Source organism: Rhizocola hellebori (assembly GCF_016862955.1).
In the GTDB taxonomy this organism is placed as follows: domain Bacteria; phylum Actinomycetota; class Actinomycetes; order Mycobacteriales; family Micromonosporaceae; genus Rhizocola; species Rhizocola hellebori.
In genome coordinates this window covers 41,196-57,619 of the sequence record NZ_BONY01000014.1, presented here as the reverse complement: position 1 = coordinate 57,619, position 16,424 = coordinate 41,196, and the positions used below count along the sequence as shown (strand labels likewise).

The following is a 16,424-nucleotide window of genomic DNA, read 5'->3' as shown; positions in this document are numbered from 1 at the left end:
TCGGTCCGTCGGGAGCCGGACCCCTCGCCCCATCGCCGCGTTGATGACCTGCAGCGCTCGGGTCTCCGCATGGGCAGCGGGGGTCTGCGCGCCCCTCGAAAGGACCCGGCACTATGGCACGTCCTGCCCCATTGGCTGCGCTGGCGGCCACGGTCGCGGCATTGATCGCCGCGCTCGTGTACGTCGTCGTCTCGCCCACTCTCCCCGCTCAAGCCGCGGCCGTACGGATCATGCCGCTTGGCGACTCCATCACCGGATCGCCCGGCTGCTGGCGTGCGCTGCTCTGGAATCGTCTACAGAACAGCGGTCAGACCAACATCGATTTTGTCGGGACGCTGCCACCACAGGGCTGCGGGGTCGCCTATGACGGCGACAACGAAGGCCACGGCGGCTTCCTGGCGACCAACATCGCCAATCAGAACCAGCTGGTGGGCTGGTTGTCCGGCACCCGCCCCGATGTGGTGATCATGCATCTTGGCACGAACGATGTGTGGAGCAACATCGCGCCGGCGACGATTCTCGCGGCGTTCAGCCGGTTGGTGGACCAGATGCGGGCCAGCAACCCGGCGATGAGAATCCTCGTCGCGAAGATCATCCCGATGGGCACCTCTCAGTGCACGCCGTGCGGGCAGCGGGTGGTGGACTTCAACAACGCCATCCCGAGCTGGGCGGCGGGCAAGACCACCACCCAATCACCCATCACCGTGGTCGACCAGTGGACCGGTTTCAACACCACCACCGACACCACCGACGGCGTACACCCGAATGCCGCCGGCGACCAGAAGATCTCCGACCGGTGGTTCTCGCCTCTGGTCAGCGCGATCGGTGGTGTCCCACCGACTCCGCCGACCGCAGGCCCGACCTCGTCGCCGACTGTCAGCCCGTCGCCGAGCCCGTCCACCCCGAACCCCATCCCGCCGCTGCGGTGCCGGGCGGTCTACCAGGTGGTCAACCAGTGGCAGGGCGGGTTCCAGGCCGAGGTGACCGTCACCAACATCACCACGGCCACGCAGATGACGTCTTGGTCGCTCAGCTTCAACTTCGCCAACGGGCAGACCATTACCCAGATCTGGAGCGCTAGCTATACGCAGACCGGGGCCACTGTCATTGCCAGGAATGTGAACTACAACGGGTCGCTGGCGCCCGGAGCCAGCACGAAGTTTGGGTTCCTGGCGAATTGGAACGGGACCAACTCCGTCCCAACGCTCAGCTGCGCCTAAGGCGTAACAGCGATGGCGTCTCGGCTTCGGGACGCCATCGCCCACACCCCGGCCGAGCACAGCGCGGCGACTCCCGCGACGGCCATGGCCGGGCCGATGCCGGCCAGCTGCCCGAGCGCGCCGAACGCCAGCGGCCCCAAGCCTTGCAGCGTCATGAGCCCGGTGCCCAGGAGCCCGAACGCCTGTCCCCGATGGGGCACCGGCACCGCGTCCAGGAAGGCCTGCTGCAGGCCCAGCAGGTAAGAGAAACCGGCGCCGCCGAATCCCAGCGCGATCACAGACACGGCAGGCGGCGGGTTCACGGCGAGCAGGATCAGTGGAATGCCAAGCAGCGCAATGAGTGGCGCCACCAGGCGGGTCCGCACCGTGGGCCGCACCAGCCGCCCGACCACGAGGTCTCCCGCGAGCATCCCGGCCGGGGCCGCGGCAAGCATCGCGCCGGTCATGCCCGGCGTGAAACCGCGGTGCGCGCAATAGGCGACGATCAGCGCCTGACCGCCCACGACGAAGGCGGGCGGCAGCCATTGCACCATCAGCAGCCGCCGGATCCCCCGGTCGCCGAACAGCTCGACGTTGGTGGACCAGCTCTGCGCGACAGCCGAACGCTTGTCAGCGCTGGGCGGCCGCTCGAAATTCGGCAACCGGATGGCGACGATGGACGCCGACACCAGCAGGCAAAGCGCGCTCAGCAGCAGGGCTCGGCGTGGGCCGGCGGCGGCAACGGCAAGCCCGCCCACGGCCATCCCGGCGATCTGCGCGGCCCCGGCGCTGATGGTGGCAAGCGACCGGCCGAGCACATAGGTGTCGCCCGTCAGCACCTCGGAGATCACTCGGTTGGCCGCTCCGGAGAAGATCGGCGCGAAGGCGGCGGCCAGCGCCACCAGGCCGAGCGTGAGCCAGATCGGCATGGCGAAAGCGGCAAGCAGCACCGCGACCGCGGCCTCGACAAGGAAACCGGTGACTATGAGCGGCCGGGGACGCCACCGGTCGGCCAGCGATCCGAGCAGCAGACCCCCGGCCACCTGCGGCATGAACCCGATACCGAAGGCGATGGCCGAGAGCAGGGTGGACTTGGTGGCCGCGAAGACCAGCAGGGAGAGCGCCACGATCCGCAAGGTGTTGGCGGCGATGGCAAGCGAGCGGCTCGCGAAAAGCACCCGGAACGCGGGCACCGCGAACACCTCTCGATAGGTGGCGGGTTTGTCGGCCATGGATACACCCTGCATCGGCTCGGCTGGGCACACCATTCCTACGGCTATAGCCGTAAGGTCAGGTCATGCTCCGGTTTGAGGTTGGCGCGGATGACCTGCTGCACAGCAGGTTCGCCCTCTCGCCGCTGTTTGAACTCGAGAATCTTTTGCGGGTACTGAGCGGGATGAGCTCGCATCGGCCGCCCTGGGCCGCCCGCCTCAAACCCGCCTTCGCCCGCCTGAGCCGCGACACCGATCTCGACGCGCTGCTGGCCCTGTTCTCCCCTCGCTATGGCCCCAATTTCGTGGTGCCACCGCCTCAGGGCCTGGCCCAGTCGATCGAAGACGATCTGGCCACGATGCGTGCCACTCCGCTCAAGGTAGCCCGCGCCGAGATCGCCGAGGCGCTCCGTCACCGGCCGGCCTCCGACGAGAAAGTGCTGCGCCTGCTGCGGGGACGGGACATCGTGGCCCGTCTCGCGGAGGTGCTTGAGCGGGCGTGGCACGAGTTGCTGGCCCCGGACTGGCCGCAGCTGCGGGCCATCTGCGAACGCGACGTCATCTACCGTTCCGGCGAGCTGAGCCGGGCCGGTTGGGCCGCCGCGCTTTCCGGGCTGCATCCGCAGGTTCGCTGGCGCGACGACGGCATCGAGATCTCCCGTTTTCAGCACGCCGAGCCGGTCCAGCTCGGTGGGGCCGGGTTGCTGTTCATCCCGTCGGTCTTCATCTGGCCGAAGCTGGCCGTGCACGCGGAGGACCCGTGGCCCAAGGCCATCGTCTACCCGGCGCGAGGCACGGCCTCGCTGTGGGAGCCAAGCTCGGCCGCGCCGGGTGCGCTCGCCGATCTGGTCGGCCGCTCCCGGGCCGCGCTGCTGCTGATGCTGGATGAGCCGGCGAGCACGACACAGCTGGCCCGCTCGGCCAACCTCGCCGTCGGCTCGGTCGGCGATCATCTGCGGGTGCTGGAACGCGCGGGTTTGCTGACCAGCGCTCGTTCCGGGCGCTCGGTGCTCTACCGGCGCACGGCACTGGGCGATGTCATCGCGGGGATTGAAGGTCCCGCATGATGCGCGCCACCGATTCCTCCATTGTGGACGATTCCGGGATGACCGCCTCCTGCGCGAAGGTAACCCGGTCGTCCTCCCTGTACCACGAACGCATCTTCGCCACGTCGAAGTGAGCCGACTCGGGGCGCGTCGCGTGCCGTCGCGCGGTCTCGGCGAATCCGATCTGGAAGTAGTAAAGGTGGGTGTCCCACAAGCGCGATCGCCACAGCGGCTCAAGCATCTCGCTGTAGCGGCCCCTGTCCAGGATGCCTTCAAGCACGACGTGATAACCGCTGTCCAAACAGTAGCGAGCCATTTGCGCAAGCAGTCCGGCCGTGGCCCGGTTGTCGCCGCCGCCGTCTTCGCGCAACACGGTCCGCCGCACGAAGTCCTGCTGCACCAAGGCCGCATTGGCGCCAAGCCGTTCCCTGAGCGCCACGGCGACCGTGCTCTTACCGGAGCCCGAGTTTCCCCGCAGCACAATGAGATGCGCGGTCACGGCCGGTGGGGCGGCATCGCGCCCGAGGCCACCCCGAGCCGGTTCCACGCGTTGATCACGGCGATCGCCATGACCAGAGCCGCGATCTGTTCGTGGGTAAAGACCTGCGCCACCCGGTTGTACAGATCGTCGGGCACGCCCGCCTCGGGGAGCCGGGTCATCGCCTCGGTCAGCTCGAGCGCGGCCCGCTCGCGCCGCGAGAACAGCTCGCCGCATTCGTGCCAGGCCGCCACCACGTCGAGGCGCGCCTGCCGCTCACCCAGCTCACGCGCCTCGTGCACGTGCATGTCGAGGCAGAAGGCGCAGCGGTTCAGCTGGGAGGCACGGACTTTGACCAACTCCACCAGCAGTGGCTCCAGACCGGCCTCGGCGCCGGTGCGGGACACCACGATGTGCCAGTCCGAAAGTGCCTGATAGGCCAGCGGCATCAGCTTTTTCATGCGCAGTCGCGGGGCGGACGTCATGGCCTGCGAGCATACGGCACCATGAAGGGCATGGAGGGAGCCCCCGATCGCCAAGATCCAATTAAGATCGTCGCTTACGACCCGCAGTGGCCGAGCCTTTTCGATCGGGAGCGGCACCGGGTGGAGGGGGTGCTGCTGCCCTGGCTCACCGCGCCGGTGGAGCACATCGGGAGCACGGCGGTGCCGGGGCTGGCCGCCAAACCGATCATCGACATGCTGGCCGTGGTGAGTGACTACGACGCGGTGAGCGCGGCCGTGCCGACCATGGTCGCGATCGGGTGGGCCCATGCCCCGGAGCCGAGCGACCCCGAAACGCGGACGCATTCCTTCTGCCATCCCGACCCGGCCTGGCGCACCCATCACCTGCATGTCGTCGAGCACAGCTCGGCCGGGTGGCGCACCTGGCTGGCCTTCCGTGACCACCTGCGCGCCAACCCGGCCGACGCCGAGGAATACGCCCGCCTCAAGCAGGAGCTGGCCGCCCGCGACGACCACGACCGCCCGGCTTACCGCGCCGGCAAGGCGCCCTTCATCACTAGCCGAATACAGCGGGTGGAAGTGCCTGCAATGCGGGAGCCGCCTGGAGCGGAGAGCTGAAGACGGGCTCGCGGGTGCGGCTGCGCTTGAGCTCGAAGAAGTCTTCCGTGCCGGCGACGAGAAGGACGCCGTCCCACAGCCTTCCGGCATCCTCGCCACGCGGCGCACGCGCGATGACCGGGCCGAAGAAGGCGATCTTCCGACCGTTGGGGCCGGGCACGTGGATGACGGGAGTGCCCACCTCCTGGCCGACCGGCTCCATCCCGCGGTCGTGGCTGACCCGCAGCGCCTCGTCGTAGTGGGTCGACTCCGCCGCGTCGGCCAGCTCGCCAGGCAGGCCGGCGTCGGCGAGCGCCGCTACGTAAAGGTCGTGGCCACGTGGCTGCTTGTCGTGGTGGATCCTCGTGCCCAGCGCGGTGTAGAGGTGGCGCAGCACGCCGGTGCCGTACTGCTGCTCGGCCGCGATCGCCACCCGAACCGGACCCCAGCTGGTGGCGGTCAAGGGCTGGGAATTGAGGATGGCAAGGCTCATCACATGAAAGCGAACCTCCACATCACGAGCCCGCTCCACCTCGAGCAGCCAGCGTGAGGTCAGCCAAGCCCAGGGGCAGAGCGGGTCAAACCACATGTCAGCAACAGTCACGCAGCCACCCTAAAAGGCTGATCATGTGATCACGGTGTGATGCTCACTACTCCATCGAGCCTGACCTCGGTCACAGATCGTCCTATGTGGACGCCGTAGTCGCCTTCGATGGTCTGCCATCCCTCATCTGACCAGCGCTGGAAGGACCGCTTTGGCAGCTGCACGGCCACATCCGCCGCCTCGCCGGGCTCCAGCGAGACACTGGCGAACCCGCCCAGCCAGCGCTGCCCCTTCCGGCTCAGGTAAACCTGGACCACCTCACGGCCGACCCGGTTACCGGTGTTGCGCAAGGTGACCGTCACCTGACGGCCTGAAACCGCAAGGTTCGAATACTCCCAAGACGTGTAGCCCAGACCATGGCCGAACGGGAAAAGCGCTTCAAACCCGGCGCGGTAGCCGATCGCCAGCTCCTCGCTGTAACGCAGAATCCCGTTCACCGGCTCCACCGGCAGCGCCTGATCGCCGTGGCGAGGCCAGGTGGTGGGCAGCCTGCCGCCCGGCTCCTGCTCGCCGAGCAGCACCGAGGCCAGGGCCGCGCCGCCTTCCTGGCCGGGGAACCAGCCCAGCAGCACCGCCGGCACGCTGTCGGCCCACGGCAACAGCACGGGCGAGCCGGAGTTCACCACCACCACCGTGCGCGGGTTGACCTGCAGCACCCGCTCGACCAGCTCGTTCTGCCGGCCCGGCAGGGTGAGGTTGGGACGATCGAAGCCCTCCGACTCCACATGCTCGGTGGTGCCCACCACCACGATCGCGACGTCGGCCTGCGCCGCGGCCGCCACCGCCGCCTCGAGCAGTTCATCGTCGCCGGGCCTGGGCTCCATGTGGCCCAGCTGGAACGAGGTCGCCGGGATGGGCAGCCCCTCGATCGTGTCGTGTACCAACCGCACCGTGACCGGCGAAGTGCCCAGGGTGACCCCGACCCGCTCCTCGGGCGGGAAGAGGAAGCTCGCCGGATCGCTCATGTCCGGCCAGATGGTGCCCGTCCACACCTGCTCGCCGTTGACCTCAAGCCGGAACGGGCCGGTGCCCCGCACCGAAAACGTATGCTCCCCAGCGCTTTGCGGGCGGAACAGGCCCTCGATGGTCACCACGGCGATGTCGGGCGCCGGAATGTCGCCGATCCAGCGCACGCTCGCGCTGACCAGCGGCTCGGTGAAAACCTGCGCGCCGTCGCGGTCGTGGCAGGTCACCTTCAGAGCGGACCAGCTCGCACCACCGGCCTTGGGCAGGGTGGCGCGCGCGTCGACGCCGATCGCGTAACTGATCTTCTGCCCGAGACGTTCCTGCAGCCCTTCCAGAAGCGAGACCACGCGCTTGGGCACCACCTCAGCGCTGCCCCCGCCCATGGCCCGGGTCTCGTCGGCGGCGATGCCCAGCACCGCTACCGACCCCAACTCGTTTCCGCGCAAGGGAAGCAGGCCGCCTTCGTTGCGGGCCAGCACAAACGAGCGCACGGCCACCTCATGGGCCACCTGGGCGCCGTCAAGCTCCACCGCCGATTGCGGCCGCTGACCTCCGAGCAGGCCCACCCGAGCGGCGAGGCGCAGCACCCGGCGTGCTTTTTCTTCAATCACTTTTTCGGGTACCAAACCAGCCTGCACCGCCTCCAAGAGCTGCCCCTCGGTCCACGGGTTGAGGGTGGCGGGCATGGCGATGTCCAGGCCCCCCAACGCGGCTGGCGCGGTCGACCGGGTGCCCAGCCAGTCGGAGACCACCACCCCGTCGAAGCCCCACTCCGCCTTGAGCAGACCGTTGATCAAACGATCGTGCTCGCTCATGGTGGTGCCGTTGACCGAGTTGTAGGCGGCCATCACCAGCCAGACCCCGGCCTGCACCGCCATCTCGAAGGGAAGCAGATACAGCTCCCGCAGCACGCGCTCGCTGACCTGAACGTTGACCGTCATCCGCTCGGTCTCGGAGTCGTTGGCCACAAAGTGTTTGGCGGTGGCGGCCACCCCCTGCTCCTGCACGCCGGTGAGGAAGCCGACCGCCATCACCCCGGTCAGCAGAGGATCTTCCGAGTAGCACTCGAAGTGGCGGCCGCCGCGCGGGCTGCGGTGCAGGTTTATCGTCGGCGCGAGCAGCACGTGCACGCCCTTGCGCCGCGCTTCCTGACCGAGCATCAGGCCGGCCTTGCGCGCCAGCTCCGGGTCCCAGCTGGCGGCCAGGGCGGTCGGGCTCGGCAGCGCCACCGACGGATCCTTCGGCCCCCAGGCGCGGCCCCGCACCCCGATCGGCCCGTCCGACATCACCAGCGCGGGCAGACCGATCTCCGGCAGCTCCGGCAGGCTCCACATGTCTTGTCCGGCAAGGAGTTGCACCCGGGCGGCAAGGTCTAGTTTGGACAGTGCTTCCTCAATGATTTTCGCCAGCTCGTCGGTCACGGCTACCATCCTCCTATGTTTGAGCTGGTTTGCGAGATCGAGCCCCCGACAAAGCCGGAGTTGCGCAAAGTGCGCCACCAGATCGGCGTGCTCTCCCAGGTCGCCAGCTCCTTCCTCATTCCGGACAACCACATCGGCCGGGCCACCGTGTCGAGCATCGCGGTCGCGCACGAGGTGGCCGCGATGGGCGGGCGCAGCATCGCCTGCCTCAACTCGCGCGACCGCAACCTGCTCGGCTTCCAGCGCGACATGCTGACCGCCGCCGCCTATGGCGTCAACGAGTTCCTTTTCGTCTACGGCGACAAGCCGATGGCCGGTGACCGCACCTCCGAGCTGACCGTGCGCGCGATGATCGAGGAGGCGCGCGGGCTCGACTTCGCCTCCGGCTTCCGCCTCGGCGTCACCTCGGGTCTGCGCAAGGTGCCGGCCTTCAAGAAGGCAGCCGACTTCGCCTTCGCCCAGATCTGCTTCTCCGTTCCCGACCTGCTGCGCTGGCGCGAGGCCAATCCGCTGTCGATCCCGGTCTACGCCGGGGTCATGGTGCTCGCCAGCTCCACCATGGCGCTGCGGCTCGCCGGCACCATTCCGGACATCTCCATCCCACAGTCGCTGATCGATCGGGTGGCGCAGGATCCGCGCGCGGGGGTCGACTTTGCCTGTTCCCAGATCGAGGAGATCCGCGCCAGCGGGGCTTTTGACGGCGTGCATCTGGTGCCCGTCTCCCGGTACAGGGAGATGGCGCTGCGTCTGGAAAACTGACGCCCATGTTGATCAGGCGGGAAACCCCGGCGGATATTCCGGCCATCTATGCCGTGACCAAGGCGGCCTTCAGCAAACCCGACCAGCCCGCACCCGTCGAGGCCGAGCTGGTCGACTGGCTACGCGCCGACGAGGGCTGGATCCCCGCCCTGTCCCTGGTCGCCGTGACCGGCGAAGACGTTGTCGGCCACGTCGTCTGCACCCGCGCCTGGATCACTCCCTCGGCCGCACCTTCCATCCCGGCCGCGGTTGCTGGCGCCGGTTCCGGGGCGGCCGACCGTGGCGAGCGCGGCTTGGTGAGCGAGAGCACGGCGCTGGGGCTTGGGCCGCTCAGCGTGCACCCCGACCATCAGCGGCGCGGGGTGGGCCTCGCGCTCATGCATTCCATCCTGGGCGCGGCCGACGCGCTCGGCGAGTCACTCGTCGCCCTGCTCGGCAACCCCGGCTACTACACCCGGTTCGGCTTCGGCCCCGCCTCCGGCCTGGGCATCGCCGCGCCGGATCCCCAGTGGGGCAACGCCTTCCAGGCCCGCCCGCTCAGCTCCTACGACGGCACCCAATCCGGGACGTTTCGCTATTCCGAGCCCTTCTCCAGGATCTGAGGCGGGAAGTCCCAAATCGCCGGAAACGTGCTCGGCGTCCAGCTCGGGTCGGGCATGAAGTCGACGTGGGTGCCGTCGAACGGGTAGGCGCCCTTTTCCGCCAGCGCGATCATCCGCTCCCCCTCGGCCCGGATCTCCACCGCTTCCTGCGAGGTCCAAAACAGAGGGTGGTCGGTGCGGTCGGCGAACTCGTCCTCGTCCTTCCACCGCCAGCTCAGGTCGGGGTGCACCCAGATGTCCAGCGCTTGATCGCGGATGTCTATCCCGCCCCGCCATCGCACGGCGGGCGCCTCGAGGTTCACGTACCAGCCGTCAAAGCTCGCGTCTTCGCCGAAGAACCACCAGATCGAGTGCGCCGCGCCGGGCGGGGTAAGGATCAGCACCCCGTGCCCGCGCCACCGCATCGGCTTCAGCATCGTCGGGATGGCCAGTTTCTCCCGGACCGGCAAGGCGCGAACCAGCTCGCCATCAAGGGTGGCCCGGCGCATCACCCCTGATCCGCCGCCCACCCAGATCATCAGCCCAAGGTGATCGTCGCTGATCACCCGGCCCGACTCCGCGGCCGCTATCCGGCCGTTGCGATGCACACATCGACGAACCACGGTCTGGCCCGGCTGAAAACGCATGAGTGGGACCCTATACCTTCGGTCAGCAATACGTGACCACTCCGTTACCCCTCCAGGGCTGCGAACGATTGCGATATGCCGTCACACTTTCACCGTGAGTCAGCCCATTTCCCGAAAGATCGCGCTCTTGAGCGTTGCCGCCGTGCTCCTGGCGGTGGCCGTGGCATGGGTCTGGCCCGGCGACAACACGGCTTTCTTCTCGTCGCCCGCCATCTCCGCGCCCACCGCCGCGCCCAAAGAGACCCCTTTCCAAGGGTGGTGGGATGCGCGCCGGCAGGGCGAACCCTACGGCACCCAGGTGCAGGGCATCATCACCTTCCGCGGCAACCCGACCCGCACCTTCTACGGCACCGGGCCGATCCCGCGCACCGCCCCGCAGGAGCTGTGGCGCTTCCCCAAGTCGGGTGGCCTGTGCGCGATCTCCGTCGACGACCAGGGCCCGCGCGAGTGGTGCGGCACCGGCTTCACCGGTCAGCCCGCCGTCTTCGAACGCGAAGGCAAAACCTGGATGGTCGTCGGCGCCTACGACCGGGCGCTGCACTTCCTCGACACCAAGACCGGTGAACGGATCATCGACGACTTCCCCACCGGGGACATCATCAAGGGCACCGTCACCATCGACCCGGACGGGTTCCCGCTGGTCTACACCGGATCGCGCGACAACTACTTCCGGGTCGTCGCCTTCGACCGCGGCAAGCAGCCCAAGGAGCTGTGGAAGATCTCCGCCGACGCCGTCTCGCCCACCATGTGGAACGACGACTGGGACGCCTCCCCGCTAGTGCTCGACGATTTCCTCTTCGAAGGCGGCGAGAACGGCCAGTTCCACATCATCAAGCTCAACCGGGGCTACGACTCCAACGGCAAGGTCACCGTCAACCCGAAACTGGTCTTCAACACCCCCGGCTGGGACGACCAGCTCCTCAAGGACATCAAGGACCGCAACGTTTCCATCGAGAACGCGGTCACCGTCGTCGGCAACATCGTCTACTTCTCCAACTCGGGCGGCCTGATCCAGGGCTGGGACATCAGCGGCCTCAAGGACGGTAAGAAACCCGACAGGGTTTTCCGCTTCTGGACAGGCGACGACAGCGACGGCTCCATCGTCGCCGACGAACAGGGCTTCCTCTATGTGGGCGCCGAGTACGAGCGGGGCAACGAGACCTCCAAGCGCAACGGGCAGATGATGAAACTCGACCCGCGCAAACCCGACAACCCGCTGGTCTGGAAGGTCGACGACCTCAACAAATCCGGCGGCAAGGGCGGCATCTACGACTCGCCCGCCCTCTACAAGGACCTCATCATCTGGGGGACCAACAAGGGCGATGTCATCGCCGTCGACCGCGCCACGGGCGTGGTCCGCTGGCGCATCCCGCTGTCCCGCGTGCACATGTCGCCCGTCGTCGTCGACGGCGTCATGGTGGTCGGCGACTGCACCGGCATCCTCAACGCCTACGACATCGCCGACACCAACGCCCAGCCCAAGCAGCTGTGGTCCATCAAACCCGGCGCGTGCATCGAGTCGACGCCGGCCGTGTGGAAGGGCAACCTTTACTTCGGTACCAGAGGCGGTGCCATCCACGCCCTGGGCCTGCGCTGACCATGTCATAAACTCGCGCAGACACGGCCGAGCTAAGGAGCAACAGGTGACCACTGCCTTGACCACCGTTTCCGTCACGCCCATGATCGCGGAGAAGACCGCGATCGACGGGCTCTGGCTGATCCAGATGAAGGAAGTCAAGGACGGCCGAGGCATCATCCGTGAGTTCTACCGTGAGTCCGCCTTCGTCGAGGCAGGGCTGCCCTCGCTCGGCCCATGGCTGCAGATGAACGTGACCGAGTCCAGCCGTGGTGTCGTGCGCGGGCTGCACGGCGAGGACATGCACAAGCTGGTGGCGATCATCGAGGGCGAAGCCTTCGGCACCTACGTCGACGCCCGCCCCGCCTCGCCCACCTACGGCGCCGTGGTGACCGCCCAGCTCACCAAGGGCAAGCAGGTCCTCGTGCCCAAGGGCGTGTGCAACGGCTTCCAGTCGGTCAGCGACCAGCCCAGCCAATACCTCTACTGCTTCGACGCCGAGTGGGTCCCCGGCATGGCCGGCACCTCCCTGCACCCGCTGTCGGACCAGCTCGGCATCGCCTGGCCCATCCCCGTCGACCGCACAGACACCGACCTCATCTCCGAAAAAGATCTCTCCGCTCCAGAGCGCCTCCCGCGCCGCGGCTGATCCCTCCGCCGATGTGGGTGAGACCGGTGTGGGTGCGGTGGTGGGCGCTGGTCTCGATTGCGGTGACGTTGGCCGTCGCTTTTGCGATCCGGGCTTGGGCCGATGGTGACCTCGAACAGTTTTCCGGCACAGCCCTTTACGGGTCGGCTGTTTACGGGGCAGTCGTGTTCCTGTGGCCGCGTCTGCGGCCGCTGGCCGTCGGCGCGATCGCGATCGGCTTCTGCGAGCTGGTCGAGATCGCGCAGCTGACGGGCGTTCCGGCCGCGCTTTCGCAACGCAGCTACCTGGCGCGGCTCGCGTTTGGAATTCAGTTCGATCCGGTGGATCTGGCCTGGTACCCGGTGGGGATAGTGCCGCTGGTGGCCGTGCACTGGCTACTGCGACGGGCGTGTCAGGACCAGAGCCAGCCGTTGGCCAGATCTGCGTCGTAGTCAACATGGTGCAACCCGAGCGCCAGCCGTCGGGCTCGGCCGGACGGACGCCGATAGGGTGGGGGGTATGCGGATTGGCGTTTTGGGGACGGGTGCGGCCGGGCGTGCGCTGGCGGCGCGGTTTGCCGAGGTTGGGCATGACGTCGCGCTCGGAACGCGGGAGGTCGACGCGACCCGGGCCAAGGAGGAAGCCTGGTATGACGGGCATCCGGAGGTCCGGCTGGCGACCCAGGCCGAGGCCGCCGCACACGGTGAGATCGTCGTCAATGTCTGCTCGGGAGCGGGAACGCTTGCGGCACTTGCGAACGCGGGCGCGTCCAACCTGGCCGGCAAGGTGCTTGTCGACGTGTCGAATCCGCTCGACTTTTCGCAGGGCTTCCCGCCCACGCTGTTCGTCAAGGACACCGATTCGCTGGCCGAGCGGGTGCAGCGCGAGTTTCCCGAGACCCGGGTGGTCAAGGCGCTGAACATGGTGGCCAACGAGGTGATGACCCATCCGCTTGACCTGGCCGGCGGGGATCACACGCTGCTCATCTCGGGCAACGACGAGCAGGCCAAGAGTGTCGCAAGTGGACTTCTGCGCGAGCTGGGCTGGGCGGACATCTTCGATCTCGGCGACCTGAGCAATGCGCGCGGGCAGGAGATGTGGATGGCGCTCTGGACGCGGCTGTACCGCAAGATCGGGCACGTCAACTTCAACATCAAGCTGGTTCGATGATTTTCCATGCGGCGGGCTTCGCCGAGCTGGACACCTGGACCCTTTACGCCCTGCTGAAGCTGCGGACCGACGTGTTCGTGGTGGAACAGAGGTGCGCCTATCCGGAGCTTGACGGCCGCGATGCCGAGCCCGGGACAAGACATCTGTGGTTTGAATCCAATCGCGTGCCGATCGCCTATCTGCGTCTGCTGAGCGACGTGGAGGAGGGCGCGCCGGTGGTGCGGATCGGCCGGGTGGCGACCGTCAAGGAGGCCCGCGGCCAGGGGCTAGCCGGCAAGCTGCTGGTGGCGGCGCTCGCCGCGGCGGGCAACACGACCTGCGTGCTCGACGCGCAAACCGAAGTCGCCGAGTTCTACGGCAAGTACGGCTTCAAGCAGACCGGGCCGGAGTTCGTGGAGGACGGCATCCCTCACGTGCCGATGCGGCGCGACATCGGCGGGTGAGTCGAGGCCCGCACCACGAGCTCGGTGTCGAAAAGGTATTCGTCCTTGGCCACGTCGCCGCCGTCGATCTGGGTGACGAGCAGCGCGACCGCGGTCTGGGCCATGTCGCCGATGGGCTGGCGCACCGTGGTCAGCGGTGGATCTGTACAGGCCATGAACATGGAGTCGTCGTAGCCGATCACGGACACGTCGTTGGGCACGTGCAGCCCCATCCGGCGGGCGCCGCGCACCGCGCCGAGGGCCATGATGTCGGAGGCGCAGATCAGCGCGGTCACCCCCTGCTTGTAGAGGCGGGTGGCGGCGGCCTGAGCGCCTTCCATGGAGTAAAGCGAGCGGGCGACGGGAAGGTCGGGGAACTCGGCCGCTTTGCGCATCGACGGCACGTGGTCGATCGGGCCGAGCAGCAGCCCGATGGCGGTGTGCCCGAGCGAGATGAGGTGGCTGTGGGCCTGGCGCACGGCGATCCGGTCGTCGGCGGAGACCACAGGAAAGCCAAGCCCGTCGATGGCCGCGTTGACGAGGACCACGGGCAGCCCGCGCTCCTTCAGCCGCACATAGTGCTCATGGTCGGCGTCGGCCTGCGCGTAGTTGCCACCGGCGAAGATCACTCCGGAGACCTGCTGTTCGAGCAGAATGTCCACGTAAGCGGACTCGGAGACGCCGTCTTCGGTGCGCGTGCACAGGACTGGCGTGAAGCCGCGCTGCGCCAGGGCCCCGGCGACCACCTCCGCGAAGGCGGGGAAGATCGGGTTCTGCAGCTCGGGCAGCACCAGCCCGACCAGCCGAGCGCGCTCTCCGCGCAGCTTGACCGGCCGCTCGTAGCCCAAGACATCGAGCGCGGTCAGCACCGCGGTGCGGGTCGCCTCGGATATGCCGGGTTTGCCGTTGAGCACGCGGCTCACGGTGGCTTCGCTCACCCCGACGTACTTGGCTACCTCGGCCAGTCTCCTTGTCACCCGGACAGCTTAGATCCCTGCGCACTTGGGAGTGTCCAAGCCTTCGCTGTTCGTGACCGTTAGGACGAAGGGAAGGAGATCGGCGCACAGGTAGACCCCACCGGCGACCCGGCTGTTGTCGATCTTCGCCGAGCCGGTTGACTGGATCTGCACGCCGACCGTGCCCGGCCGCTCGATGATCAAGCGATCGACGCTCACGCCCTCGATCCGCTGGGCGAAAAGGTGCAGGCCGGAGTACGAGCTGTCGATGAGCCGATTGCCGGTGAGCTCGACGACGCCGGTGATGGGCGAGTCCTTGCCGAAGAGGAAGATCGCCCCCACGTCCGCTTGAATCCCGGGGAACTTCGATCCACCTCGCAACACTGTGTTGTCCGACGCCTTTGTGGTACCAGACAAAGCCACCGTGCCGCTGAATCTGTTCGCGATCTGGATGCCTGCGCCTTCGAGCAGCACGTCGGCCACGACGTTGCCGGTGACCGCGTTGTCGTGCCCGCCGTAGATGCCGATGCCGTTGGCGAGCATGGGCAACTGCACGGTGTTGTTGCGAAAAACGTTGTGGTGGTTGGGGTTCTGGTCCGACCACATGGCCATCCCGTCGTCGCCGGTGTTGCGCACCACGTTGTGTTCGACGATCGCGTTGCTGATGCCCTGGTGCAGGTTGAGCCCGTCCGCGGTGGTGTCGAAGATCCGGTTTCCGCGCACGGTCAGCCCGTCGAAAGGCCCATCGAGCCACATTCCGACCTTGGTGTGCTGGATGAACAACCGTTCCACGGTCGAGCCGTTGCCGGGTGCGCCGCCGACGCCGTTGAGCTGAGCCTTGTCGTCGCGTTCGGCGACCTCGCCGATGATGGCGAAGTCGGTGAGGTGGATGTTGCCGTCTTTGCGGGCGTAGACGCCGACGCCGGGCCCGGTCAGGGTGCTGTGCCACATCCCGGCTCCGCGCAGCTTCGCGTTGGCGAACTCCAGGTGCCGGGTCACTTTGAAGGTGCCCGCCGGGATCCAGGCGTCCCTGCTCTGCGCGAGGGCGGCGTCGATCGCGTCCGAGGAGTCTTTGCCGCCGGTGGGATCGGCCCCGAAGTCCACAATGGACTTCGAGCCGGCCGGCTGCTCCAGTGGCGCCGCAACCTCTTCGAAGTCGGCGAGGTCGATGGTGCAAGCACAGTTCAGGCTCACCTTGGTGCCGGCCGCGAGGCTGACCCCGAGCAGCGCCCGGGCGTGGTCGTAGAAGTGGTGCGCTGAGCCGTCTGAAGGATTGTTGGTGAACGGAAAGCCGCCGTAGTACCACGAATATTTGGAGGTCAGCGGTAGCTCTTTCACGGTTTCGCCACCGGCCGACACCCGTAGCGAGCTCTGGGTGCCGTCGGGGACGCTGGCTCTCACCGTGACGGCGTTGGCCGACTGCACCAGCGTGAAGCTGACATGGTCGGAGGCAGCGGCTAGCGTCACCGCCATCCGGCCCGAGGACTCCCCGGCCAGGGTCTTGGCGGCACGGGTCGGCCCGATCAGGGTGCCCTGGAAGTCCGCGGCTTCGGCCTCATATTCCACAAAGGACACTGCGGCTCCGCGTCCCGCGACCGCGAAAGCCAGCTCAGCCTTTGGCGGCGCGGTCGGCTCGGCCGGGGTCGGGCTGCAGGCGGCGACCAAGGCCAGCGCAATCCAGGCGGCGACGCGTTTCACT

The 16,424-nt window shown here is 67.7% G+C and carries 18 protein-coding genes; 10 read left to right on the top strand and 8 right to left on the bottom strand.

Going from position 1 to position 16,424, the window contains the following annotated elements; all coding sequences use genetic code 11:
* The first annotated feature begins 113 nt into the window (after positions 1–113).
* Positions 114–1,220: a cellulose binding domain-containing protein gene (locus Rhe02_RS13670; RefSeq protein ID WP_203908560.1), complete on the top strand. Its 1,107-nt coding sequence runs from the start codon at positions 114–116 to the stop codon at positions 1,218–1,220.
* On the opposite strand, the gene Rhe02_RS13665 is transcribed toward Rhe02_RS13670, so the two are convergent.
* On the bottom strand, positions 1,217–2,431 hold the full coding sequence (locus Rhe02_RS13665; protein ID WP_203908559.1) for an MFS transporter: 1,215 nt from the start codon (positions 2,429–2,431) through the stop codon (positions 1,217–1,219). The two genes, Rhe02_RS13670 and Rhe02_RS13665, sit on opposite strands and share 4 nt — an antisense overlap.
* 65 nt (positions 2,432–2,496) lie before the next feature.
* On the opposite strand from Rhe02_RS13665, the gene Rhe02_RS13660 reads away from it, so the two are divergent.
* On the top strand, positions 2,497–3,477 hold the full coding sequence (locus Rhe02_RS13660) for a DUF5937 family protein (protein WP_203908558.1): 981 nt from the start codon (positions 2,497–2,499) through the stop codon (positions 3,475–3,477).
* Here Rhe02_RS13660 and Rhe02_RS13655 read toward each other — a convergent pair.
* A complete protein-coding gene (locus Rhe02_RS13655) occupies positions 3,449–4,003 on the bottom strand; it encodes an AAA family ATPase (RefSeq protein ID WP_203908557.1) in 555 nt (184 codons plus the stop codon). The two genes, Rhe02_RS13660 and Rhe02_RS13655, sit on opposite strands and share 29 nt — an antisense overlap.
* Entirely contained in the window at positions 3,952–4,419 is a 468-nt protein-coding gene (locus Rhe02_RS13650; RefSeq protein WP_203908556.1) for a carboxymuconolactone decarboxylase family protein, read from the bottom strand. The genes Rhe02_RS13655 and Rhe02_RS13650 overlap by 52 nt, the downstream gene beginning before the upstream one ends.
* A gap of 30 nt (positions 4,420–4,449) precedes the next feature.
* Here Rhe02_RS13650 and Rhe02_RS13645 point away from each other — a divergent pair, with 30 nt between their 5' ends.
* The gene (locus Rhe02_RS13645; RefSeq protein ID WP_203908555.1) at positions 4,450–5,016 is read left to right on the top strand and encodes a GrpB family protein; all 567 of its coding nucleotides are present in this window, start codon (positions 4,450–4,452) and stop codon (positions 5,014–5,016) included.
* Here the strand turns inward: Rhe02_RS13645 and Rhe02_RS13640 are convergent.
* Both Rhe02_RS13640 and Rhe02_RS13635 read right to left on the bottom strand, forming a co-directional pair.
* Positions 4,955–5,584, bottom strand: a complete 630-nt coding sequence (locus Rhe02_RS13640) for a DsbA family protein (RefSeq protein WP_203908659.1) — start codon at positions 5,582–5,584, stop codon at positions 4,955–4,957. The two genes, Rhe02_RS13645 and Rhe02_RS13640, sit on opposite strands and share 62 nt — an antisense overlap.
* 44 nt (positions 5,585–5,628) lie before the next feature.
* The gene (locus Rhe02_RS13635) at positions 5,629–7,986 is read right to left on the bottom strand and encodes a beta-glucosidase H (protein WP_239123775.1); all 2,358 of its coding nucleotides are present in this window, start codon (positions 7,984–7,986) and stop codon (positions 5,629–5,631) included.
* A 15-nt stretch (positions 7,987–8,001) separates the two neighbouring features.
* Here Rhe02_RS13635 and Rhe02_RS13630 point away from each other — a divergent pair, with 15 nt between their 5' ends.
* The gene (locus Rhe02_RS13630; RefSeq protein WP_203908553.1) at positions 8,002–8,745 is read left to right on the top strand and encodes a methylenetetrahydrofolate reductase; all 744 of its coding nucleotides are present in this window, start codon (positions 8,002–8,004) and stop codon (positions 8,743–8,745) included.
* Positions 8,746–8,750: 5 nt separating this feature from the next.
* Entirely contained in the window at positions 8,751–9,347 is a 597-nt protein-coding gene (locus Rhe02_RS13625; RefSeq protein WP_203908552.1) for a GNAT family N-acetyltransferase, read from the top strand.
* Here the strand turns inward: Rhe02_RS13625 and Rhe02_RS13620 are convergent.
* Entirely contained in the window at positions 9,320–9,973 is a 654-nt protein-coding gene (locus Rhe02_RS13620) for a ribonuclease FAU-1 family protein (RefSeq protein ID WP_239123773.1), read from the bottom strand. The genes Rhe02_RS13625 and Rhe02_RS13620 overlap by 28 nt on opposite strands.
* 94 nt (positions 9,974–10,067) lie before the next feature.
* Between Rhe02_RS13620 and Rhe02_RS13615 the strand changes: the two genes are divergently transcribed.
* From Rhe02_RS13615 to Rhe02_RS13595, 5 genes are all read left to right on the top strand, one after another.
* Positions 10,068–11,570, top strand: a complete 1,503-nt coding sequence (locus tag Rhe02_RS13615; RefSeq protein ID WP_203908551.1) for an outer membrane protein assembly factor BamB family protein — start codon at positions 10,068–10,070, stop codon at positions 11,568–11,570.
* 46 nt (positions 11,571–11,616) lie between these two features.
* The gene (locus tag Rhe02_RS13610; protein WP_203908550.1) at positions 11,617–12,198 is read left to right on the top strand and encodes a dTDP-4-dehydrorhamnose 3,5-epimerase family protein; all 582 of its coding nucleotides are present in this window, start codon (positions 11,617–11,619) and stop codon (positions 12,196–12,198) included.
* A gap of 26 nt (positions 12,199–12,224) precedes the next feature.
* Positions 12,225–12,629 (top strand): ribosomal maturation YjgA family protein, encoded by a 405-nt coding sequence (locus tag Rhe02_RS13605; protein WP_203908549.1) that lies wholly within the window; start codon positions 12,225–12,227, stop codon positions 12,627–12,629.
* Positions 12,630–12,696: 67 nt separating this feature from the next.
* A complete protein-coding gene (locus Rhe02_RS13600) occupies positions 12,697–13,347 on the top strand; it encodes an NADPH-dependent F420 reductase (protein ID WP_203908548.1) in 651 nt (216 codons plus the stop codon).
* Entirely contained in the window at positions 13,344–13,790 is a 447-nt protein-coding gene (locus Rhe02_RS13595; protein WP_203908547.1) for a GNAT family N-acetyltransferase, read from the top strand. Before Rhe02_RS13600 ends, Rhe02_RS13595 begins: the two co-directional genes overlap by 4 nt.
* Here the strand turns inward: Rhe02_RS13595 and Rhe02_RS13590 are convergent.
* Positions 13,757–14,746, bottom strand: coding sequence for a LacI family DNA-binding transcriptional regulator (locus Rhe02_RS13590; RefSeq protein ID WP_203908546.1), 990 nt, complete (start codon positions 14,744–14,746; stop codon positions 13,757–13,759). The two genes, Rhe02_RS13595 and Rhe02_RS13590, sit on opposite strands and share 34 nt — an antisense overlap.
* A 9-nt stretch (positions 14,747–14,755) precedes the next feature.
* Entirely contained in the window at positions 14,756–16,423 is a 1,668-nt protein-coding gene (locus Rhe02_RS13585; protein WP_203908545.1) for a right-handed parallel beta-helix repeat-containing protein, read from the bottom strand.
* Position 16,424 lies beyond the last annotated feature (1 nt).

What these genes read in the sequence shown, in the direction of transcription:
- Rhe02_RS13670 (WP_203908560.1), top strand. Translation starts at nt 114, where the DNA reads ATGGCACGTCCTGCCCCATTGGCTGCGCTGGCGGCCACGGTCGCGGCA.
- Rhe02_RS13665 (WP_203908559.1), bottom strand. Translation starts at nt 2,431, where the DNA reads ATGGCCGACAAACCCGCCACCTATCGAGAGGTGTTCGCGGTGCCCGCG.
- Rhe02_RS13660 (WP_203908558.1), top strand. Translation starts at nt 2,497, where the DNA reads ATGCTCCGGTTTGAGGTTGGCGCGGATGACCTGCTGCACAGCAGGTTC.
- Rhe02_RS13650 (WP_203908556.1), bottom strand. Translation starts at nt 4,419, where the DNA reads ATGACGTCCGCCCCGCGACTGCGCATGAAAAAGCTGATGCCGCTGGCC.
- Rhe02_RS13645 (WP_203908555.1), top strand. Translation starts at nt 4,450, where the DNA reads ATGGAGGGAGCCCCCGATCGCCAAGATCCAATTAAGATCGTCGCTTAC.
- Rhe02_RS13640 (WP_203908659.1), bottom strand. Translation starts at nt 5,584, where the DNA reads ATGTGGTTTGACCCGCTCTGCCCCTGGGCTTGGCTGACCTCACGCTGG.
- Rhe02_RS13630 (WP_203908553.1), top strand. Translation starts at nt 8,002, where the DNA reads ATGTTTGAGCTGGTTTGCGAGATCGAGCCCCCGACAAAGCCGGAGTTG.
- Rhe02_RS13625 (WP_203908552.1), top strand. Translation starts at nt 8,751, where the DNA reads ATGTTGATCAGGCGGGAAACCCCGGCGGATATTCCGGCCATCTATGCC.
- Rhe02_RS13620 (WP_239123773.1), bottom strand. Translation starts at nt 9,973, where the DNA reads ATGCGTTTTCAGCCGGGCCAGACCGTGGTTCGTCGATGTGTGCATCGC.
- Rhe02_RS13600 (WP_203908548.1), top strand. Translation starts at nt 12,697, where the DNA reads ATGCGGATTGGCGTTTTGGGGACGGGTGCGGCCGGGCGTGCGCTGGCG.
- Rhe02_RS13595 (WP_203908547.1), top strand. Translation starts at nt 13,344, where the DNA reads ATGATTTTCCATGCGGCGGGCTTCGCCGAGCTGGACACCTGGACCCTT.